We start from the raw sequence: 7161 nt of genomic DNA, 5'->3' as shown, positions 1-7161 counted from the left end.
AGTATGAAAAAAGTGGTGCGGTCGCCCATTTTGAAGGGGCTGGCTTTTGCGCTGTGCCTGGTGTGCGTGGCCATGGCGGCGCTGACGGCCGGAAATACATTCGGCTGGTTTTTGGACGAAGCCAATGAGCGCGGGGATCAGATATATATGCTGGAATCCCGCTTTGAGAATTCCCAGATGCTGAACCGCGGCTTCAGCGCGGGTGTGCGCATTCTGGATGATACGCTGACGGGTGATCTCAGCGAGGGAGAGCTGACCCAGCTGATGGAGGATAATTTTCACGGTGATTATTACGCCAAGCTAGGAGACAAGGTGCTGAAAAACGCAGATCTGACAGAAGCAGAGGTGCTGAACTCAGCGTTTTACCTGCTGCTCAAGCCGGGCGACTGGGAAGGGAATATCGCCTTTTATGATGATTTCGTGCTCGCCTGCTGGGACGACTGGTATGCAGGTTACTGGGGCAATGAGGAGATGGAGACTATGGCTGCGGCGCGGCGCGCGGCGCTGCAGCCGGGCGACTGCATCCTGCTGCGCATGACCGACACGCAGGCAAATGCGCTGCGCGCGGTATGGGAAGAAGGACACGACCGGTTTAACGATGCGCTGATGCGCGTGATCGTACTGTTCCTGCTGGCGCTGGCAGCCTTTATCTATCTGCTGTTTGTCACCGGCCGCCGTGCGGAGGACGAGGAAGTCCATATGGTACTGATCGACCGGATGTTTGCCGAGTGCAATCTGGCGCTGATTGCAGGTACGGCGTTCGGCACGGCGGCGGTGATTTTTGTGGTGCTGGACGAAGTGCTGATGCGCGACGGCATGGCGCTGCAGGCGGTGCTGTATCCGCTGGTCACACTGCTGGTGTGCGCGTTTGCGCTGGTGATGGAGCTGATTTTGTCGCTGACGCGCAATCTGAAAAATCACTCGTTTGTGCAGCGCTCGTTCATCCTGCGGGCGGGCAAGTGGTGCTGGAAGATAGCGGTGCGCGCGGCGAAATGGTGCTGGGAGATGCTCCGCAAGGCGGGGCAGGGGCTCGGCCGGGCGCGGGACGCCGTGGCAAACGGCCTGTTCCGGGATTACAAGGTGCGCAACGTGGCGCTGATTCTGCTGGGGTATACGGTTGTGCTGGCGTTCTGCGCGACCATGTTTGGCGCGATGATAGATTACGGAGAAGGACTTCTGGCGCTTCTGTTCGGCGTTGCGTGGTTCATTGCCGCCGCCGCATTTGTGCTCAAGCGGGTGCAGGGGTTTGACCGCATCGTAGAGGGCCTCAAGCGCCTGCGTGCGGGCGAGTTGACCTATAAGCTGACCGATATGCCGGCGGGCGTATTCTCGTCCATGGCGGAGGATATCAACTCGCTGGGCGATGGGATGCAGACGGCTTTGCAGAACGAGATCCGTGCCGAACGCATGAAGAGCGAGCTGATTACCAATGTCAGTCACGATCTCAAAACGCCGCTGACCTCGATTTTGAATTATTCCGACCTGCTCTGTCAGGAGCATCTGACGCCGGAAGAGGCCAACGATTATGCCAAAATCATCCACCAGAAGGGACTGCGGCTGAAAAACCTGACGAGCGACCTGTTTGACATTTCCAAGGTGCAGTCTGGGGCCGAGCAGATGATCTGCGAGCGGCTGGACGCCTGCACGCTGGTACGGCAGGCGCTGGCCGAGCAGGATGCTGCGATCGAAGCGGGCAAATTGACGCTCAAGGTCGGCCTGCCGGAGCAGGAGGCGCCTATTTGGGCGGACGGCAAAAAAATGTCCCGCGTGATGGAAAACCTGATCGGAAACTGCATCAAATATGCGATGCCCGGCACTCGCGTGTTCCTGTCCGTGCAGGAGCGGGAGGACGGCAACGTTGTCATTGAGATCAAGAACATTGCCAACTATGCGATGGACTTTGATGCGAGCACCATCACAGAACGGTTTACCCGCGGCGACGCGGCGCGCTCGACAGAGGGCAGCGGCCTAGGTCTGGCCATTGCCAAAAGCTATGTGACGGCTTGCGGCGGCACGCTGTCGGTCGATGTGGACGGAGACCTGTTCAAAGTGCGCATTCTGTTTCCGGTGTACGGCAGAATGACTTCTTAACAATACGGGCAAGGATAGAGAGTTGCAGCCACCCTGTTATGGGTGGCTGCATTTTTTTATCATTGGGTATTGACAGAATGAGGATATTGTATATAATGAGTATATACAAAGTGAGGGAAAGGGGCAGGACATGGAAATCATTTTGTCAAACGTGGACGGCACGCCTATTTATGAGCAGATTGCGCGGCAGATCAAGGCCAAAATCGTCAGCGGGGAGCTGCGGGAAGGGGACGCCCTGCCCTCTATGCGGCTGCTGGCAAAGGAACTGCGCATCAGCGTGATTACGACCAAACGCGCGTATGAGGAACTGGAGCGCGAGGGATTTATTATCAGCCAGACGGGCCGCGGCAGTTTTGTCGCCCCTGTGGGCACGGAACTGCTGCGGGAGGAACAGCTTCGCCGCGTGGAGGAACATTTGACCGAAGCGGTACGCGCTGCGCGTCTGGGCGGCCTGAGCGGAGAGGAATTTCTCGATATCGCGTCGACCCTGTTTGAGGAGGAACTATGATGGAAAACGCATTGGAAATCAAGGGACTGTGCAAGGCATATGATGGCTTTGCGCTGCGGGAAGTAAGTTTTGCGCTGCCGCGCGGCTGCGTAATGGGATTTATTGGAGAAAACGGCGCGGGCAAGACGACGACCATCAAGGCGGTGCTCAACCTGATTCGCCGCGACGCGGGGGAGATACGGGCGTTCGGTCTGGACAATATCGCGGAGGAACGCGCGGTCAAGGAACGCATTGGCGTGGTGATGGAGGACGGATGCTTTTTAAACGTCATGACGGCGCGCAGCGTGGATGTGCTGATGGGAAAAGCGTATGCCAATTGGGACAGCGGGTGCTTTTTGAATTATGTCCGCCGGTTTGGTATGGATGAGAACAAAAAGATCAAGGATTATTCCAAGGGCATGCGGATGAAACTGTCTATCGCGGCGGCGCTGTCCCACGGGGCGGAACTGCTCATCATGGATGAGCCGACGAGCGGGCTGGACCCTGTTGTACGGGATGAGGTGCTGGACCTGTTTTATGAATTCATGCAGGATGAGCGTCACGCCATTCTGCTTTCCAGCCATATCACCAGCGACCTGGATAAGATAGCGGATATCGTTACGTTTATTCACGAAGGGCGCATCCTGTTTTCTGAGGCGCGCGATGAGCTGCTGGATACCTATGGGGTGCTGCGCTGCACGGTGGAGCAGCTTGCGGCGCTGGACCCGGGCGCGGTGCGTGCCAGCCGCACGGGCGCATTCGGCTGCGAGGCGCTGGTGCGGCGCAGCGGGGTGCCGCAGGGCTGGCCGGTTGAACCGGTCACAATTGAACAGATCATGCTGTTTTGCACAAGAGGGGAGAGAATGAAATGAAAGCAATGCTGTATGCGGATTGGATCAGCCTCAAGCAGGTGCTCCGCTCGTTTCTGTTTGCCGCGGTGATTATCATGGGCACGGGATTTTTGTGGAATGGACCGACCTTTTTCGTGATGGGCCTGCTTATGCTCAGCATTCTGGTTCCGGTTTCGCTCTGCTCGGCTGACAAGGCCCACGGCTGGGATAAGCTGAGCCTGTCCATGCCCGTGCTGCGGCGCGACGTGGTCGGCAGCAAATTTGCCGTCAGCGGCATGGCAAACGCGGCTGTGCTGGCGATAGCTGTCGTGCTTGCGGCGATTTACTGCGGACTGCATCCGGAAGAGGACTGGATGAGCAACCTGGCGGCGCTGCTGGCCGGCGAGGCGATCGCGCTGGTGATGATGGGCGTCGACCTGTGCGTCAGCTATAAATGGGGGTTGGAAAAAGCACGGTATATTTTGATGGGATGCGTTTGGCTGCCGATGATCGGCGTTGTGCTGCTGGATAAGGTGGGCATAGGGCTGCCTGATCTGTCCTGGCTGGAGCTGCTGAACGCGGCGCAGATCGTCGGCCTTGCTGCCGGCGCGGTGGTTGTCGGGCTGCTGGTATATCTGTTCTGCTGCATGGTCAGCGTCCGCGTCTATCAGAGGACCGAGCTGTAAGGAGCGCGTGAGCGATGAAAAACACCCGAACCTGCCCCAAGTGCGGCGGGCGCGATATTATCCGTGTGCCGGATCATCCATACCGCCATGCAAGCGGCAATAATATTTATACCACAAAGATGACTTTGTTCGGCAAGATTCCGGTCATCCGGTATGTGTGCGGCGGCTGCGGCTATGTGGAAAATTGGGTGGAGGGAAGCGGCGAGCGGAATGCACTGCGCCGCGCCTTTGGCGGCGGGACTGAATAGAATCGCCTTCTTTTCCGTATACTGCGGAAAAGGAGGGATAAAATGCACCCGACATTTATCATATGTATGCTGATCCCGCTTGCAATAGGCGGTTTGTCCGCATGGCTGACGATGGGCAGTATGGCGCTGTATGGCTCGCTCACGCTGCCGCCGCTGGCGCCGCCTTCGTGGGTGTTTCCCGCGGTCTGGACCGTGCTGTTCCTGCTGATGGGCGCGGCGTCGTGGCTGGTCTGGCAGGCGGATGCCCCGCTGGAGGAACGAAAGCAGGCCATGGGGCTGTACGGCGCGCAGCTTGCGGTCAACTTTGTGTGGCCGCTGCTGTTTTTCCGTGCAGAGCGGTATCTGCTGGCTTTTTTCTGGCTGATACTGCTGCTCTGGCTGGTTGCAGTTACGGCCCGCACGTTTGCAAAAATTTGCAGCAGGGCGGCATGGATGCTTACGCCGTATCTGGCGTGGCTGCTGTTTGCGGGCTATCTGAATCTGTTCGTCTGGCTGCTGAACAGATAGCTGCGGCCGGAAACGATGGATTTCAGCTCCGTTCATTCCGCCATGCATGGAATCCGGCAGAAAAATAGGATGGAGTAAGCAGGAAAACAAACTGAAATTTGGAGGTGTTTTGAAATGAGTAAAAACGATAGATTTGAAGTCCTGTATCAGGAAACCGGATTGAAGAGTGAGAAAGCAATATTTGCTGATAAAGAGACAGGAGTCAATTATCTTTTTATTGCCGACGGGTTTGGCGGAGGCTTAACACCGCTGTTGGACGCAGAGGGAAAAGCGGTTATTACGAAATAAATTAGCGTATGGACTGCTGTATCAAGTCCTGTTTATCAAACTGTTCGTGTAAACAAGCGCCGCCCTTCGTCATTGCGGCGAAGGGCGGTTGTTTTATGCTGAATTGGTCCAAAGGGCAAAAGAGAATGAAAAGCATAAAAAGAGATGCCCCAGGGGGCATCTCTTGTATTTGATTGGATGAGTCAGCCGTAAGCCGGGTTCTGTCGTGGACGGTCATCTATCTCGAACGCGCGTTGCCGCGCGCCTCAAGCCGCCAGTCGGGACGGTCGGGCAAACCATGGTCCCAGTCGGCGTTGCTGCGGATAGAGTTTACAGGCCCCTCATGTTGCCATGAAGCGCGGTGAGCTCTTACCTCGCCTTTCCACCCTTGCTGCGCCGTGAAAACGGCGCAGCGGTATATCTCTGTTGCACTATTCCTGGGGTCGCCCCCGGCGGACGTTATCCGTTATCCTTGCCCTGTGCAGCCCGGACTTTCCTCATGCCAAAGGCACGCGACCGTCTGGCTGACTCATGCTTACACAGTATACCGCAAAAAAACGCGTTCGTCAAACCGGACTTGCAATATCATGGAAAAACGAGTATACTGTATTTTGAGAAAAAAGTCGGGAGACACATGGTATGACAGCATTGGAACAATATTTCGGCAGTCTGTCGGACAAACGGGTCGGCGTGATCGGCGCGGGCGTGAGCAATATGCCGCTGATTCGCAGACTGCGCGCGGCAGGCGTTCGGGTGGCCGTGCATGACAGAAAAACGCCTACGGAGCTGGGGGACGGATATGCCACGCTGGCAACGCTCGGTGTGGATTTTGTTTTGGGCGAGCACTATCTGGATGTGCTGGACGAAGACGTGATTTTTCGCACGCCCGGCGTGCATCCGCGCTTTCTGGAACAGGCGCGCGCGAACGGTTCGGAAATTACCAGCGAAATGGAGCTGTTTTTTGCGGTTTGTCCCTGCCCGATTATCGGCATCACCGGCTCGGACGGCAAGACGACGACCACCACGCTGGTATGCGAGATTTTGCGCCATGCAGGATATACCGTACACCTGGGCGGAAACATCGGCACGCCGCTGCTGCCGCGTGTTGACCTGATGACGCCGGATGATCTGGCGGTGGTGGAGCTTTCCTCCTTTCAGCTGATGGATATGAAACGTTCGCCGCACATTGCGGCGATTACCAACCTGACGCCCAATCACTTGGATTATCACAAGGATTTTGACGAGTATGTGCAGGCCAAGACCACCATTTACCGCAACCAGAAAGAAGGCGACCGGCTGGTTCTGAACCTGGATGACGAGGTGACGCGCACGCTGCATGCGTCGGGCAATCTGTTCTGCACAAGCAAGAACTGGGAGCTGGCCAACGGCGTGTTCCTCAAGGACGATGTGATTTATATTGCGGAAAACGGTGAGCGCCGTGTGCTTATGCCGGCGGCGGATATCCGGATTCCGGGCGCGCATAACGTGTATAATATGATGATGGCCGCGGCGATTGTGCAGGGCTATGCTTCGGATGACGATATCCGTGCGGTAGCAACAAGCTTTGGCGGTGTGGAACACCGGATTGAGTTTGTGCGGGAAAAAGAAGGTGTGAAGTATTATAACGACTCCATCGCCTCCAGCCCGACGCGGACGATTGCGGGACTGAATTCGTTTCAGCAGAAGGTAATCCTGATTGCAGGCGGGTATGACAAGCATATTCCGTATGATGTGCTGGGCGGGCCGATCTGCGAGCATGTGAAGGCGTTGATTCTGACAGGCGCAACCGCGCCCAAAATCAGGGACTGCGTGCTGGCCGCCGAAGGGGAGCACCCGCCAATCCTGGAAACGGAAGATCTGGAAGCTGCCGTGCGGGAGGCGGCGCGCATCGCGCAGGCGGGCGATATTGTTATTATGAGCCCGGCGAGCGCGTCGTTTGACCGATTCAAGAATTTTATGGAGCGCGGCAATCTGTTCAAGGCGCTGGTTAACGCGCTGTAAAAAATAACAGGCAAAGAAAAACGCATGACGGGTCTCGTCATGCG

8 protein-coding genes and 1 other RNA gene are annotated in these 7161 nt (G+C 56.7%); 8 read left to right on the top strand and 1 reads right to left on the bottom strand.

The features are described from left to right. The 7 genes from ACOYIE_RS07925 to ACOYIE_RS07895 form a co-directional block, all read left to right on the top strand. Positions 1–2091 (top strand): sensor histidine kinase (locus tag ACOYIE_RS07925; RefSeq protein ID WP_433412108.1); only part of this gene is annotated, 2091 nt, incomplete at its 5' end. Between the two features lie 130 nt (positions 2092–2221). Next, on the top strand, positions 2222–2599 hold the full coding sequence (locus ACOYIE_RS07920) for a GntR family transcriptional regulator (RefSeq protein ID WP_433412106.1): 378 nt from the start codon (positions 2222–2224) through the stop codon (positions 2597–2599). Continuing rightward, entirely contained in the window at positions 2599–3450 is an 852-nt protein-coding gene (locus ACOYIE_RS07915; RefSeq protein ID WP_433412104.1) for an ABC transporter ATP-binding protein, read from the top strand. Before ACOYIE_RS07920 ends, ACOYIE_RS07915 begins: the two co-directional genes overlap by 1 nt. Then, entirely contained in the window at positions 3447–4094 is a 648-nt protein-coding gene (locus ACOYIE_RS07910; RefSeq protein WP_433412102.1) for an ABC-2 transporter permease, read from the top strand. The genes ACOYIE_RS07915 and ACOYIE_RS07910 overlap by 4 nt, the downstream gene beginning before the upstream one ends. A gap of 14 nt (positions 4095–4108) precedes the next feature. After that, positions 4109–4342 (top strand): hypothetical protein, encoded by a 234-nt coding sequence (locus ACOYIE_RS07905; RefSeq protein WP_433412100.1) that lies wholly within the window; start codon positions 4109–4111, stop codon positions 4340–4342. Between the two features lie 42 nt (positions 4343–4384). Next, positions 4385–4849, top strand: a complete 465-nt coding sequence (locus ACOYIE_RS07900) for a TspO/MBR family protein (RefSeq protein ID WP_433412098.1) — start codon at positions 4385–4387, stop codon at positions 4847–4849. 114 nt (positions 4850–4963) lie between these two features. Then, positions 4964–5137, top strand: a complete 174-nt coding sequence (locus ACOYIE_RS07895) for a DUF6440 family protein (protein ID WP_433412096.1) — start codon at positions 4964–4966, stop codon at positions 5135–5137. A 174-nt stretch (positions 5138–5311) separates the two neighbouring features. Here the strand turns inward: ACOYIE_RS07895 and rnpB are convergent. Beyond that, positions 5312–5648: RNase P RNA component class A (rnpB, locus tag ACOYIE_RS07890), an RNA gene on the bottom strand. 107 nt (positions 5649–5755) lie between these two features. On the opposite strand from rnpB, the gene murD reads away from it, so the two are divergent. Continuing rightward, positions 5756–7117, top strand: a complete 1362-nt coding sequence (gene murD, locus ACOYIE_RS07885; protein WP_433412094.1) for a UDP-N-acetylmuramoyl-L-alanine--D-glutamate ligase — start codon at positions 5756–5758, stop codon at positions 7115–7117. The last annotated feature ends 44 nt before the right edge of the window (positions 7118–7161 follow it).

The sequence above is a fragment of the Agathobaculum sp. genome (assembly GCF_050946325.1).
In the GTDB taxonomy this organism is placed as follows: domain Bacteria; phylum Bacillota; class Clostridia; order Oscillospirales; family Butyricicoccaceae; genus Agathobaculum.
Note: the sequence above shows the minus strand (reverse complement) of the source record. Positions and strands in the feature narration are given on the sequence as shown.

Bases quoted from the DNA above. Each gene is read 5' to 3' on its own strand.
- ACOYIE_RS07920 (WP_433412106.1), top strand. From the start codon at position 2,222: ATGGAAATCATTTTGTCAAACGTGGACGGCACGCCTATTTATGAGCAG.
- ACOYIE_RS07915 (WP_433412104.1), top strand. From the start codon at position 2,599: ATGGAAAACGCATTGGAAATCAAGGGACTGTGCAAGGCATATGATGGC.
- ACOYIE_RS07910 (WP_433412102.1), top strand. From the start codon at position 3,447: ATGAAAGCAATGCTGTATGCGGATTGGATCAGCCTCAAGCAGGTGCTC.
- ACOYIE_RS07905 (WP_433412100.1), top strand. From the start codon at position 4,109: ATGAAAAACACCCGAACCTGCCCCAAGTGCGGCGGGCGCGATATTATC.
- ACOYIE_RS07900 (WP_433412098.1), top strand. From the start codon at position 4,385: ATGCACCCGACATTTATCATATGTATGCTGATCCCGCTTGCAATAGGC.
- ACOYIE_RS07895 (WP_433412096.1), top strand. From the start codon at position 4,964: ATGAGTAAAAACGATAGATTTGAAGTCCTGTATCAGGAAACCGGATTG.
- murD (WP_433412094.1), top strand. From the start codon at position 5,756: ATGACAGCATTGGAACAATATTTCGGCAGTCTGTCGGACAAACGGGTC.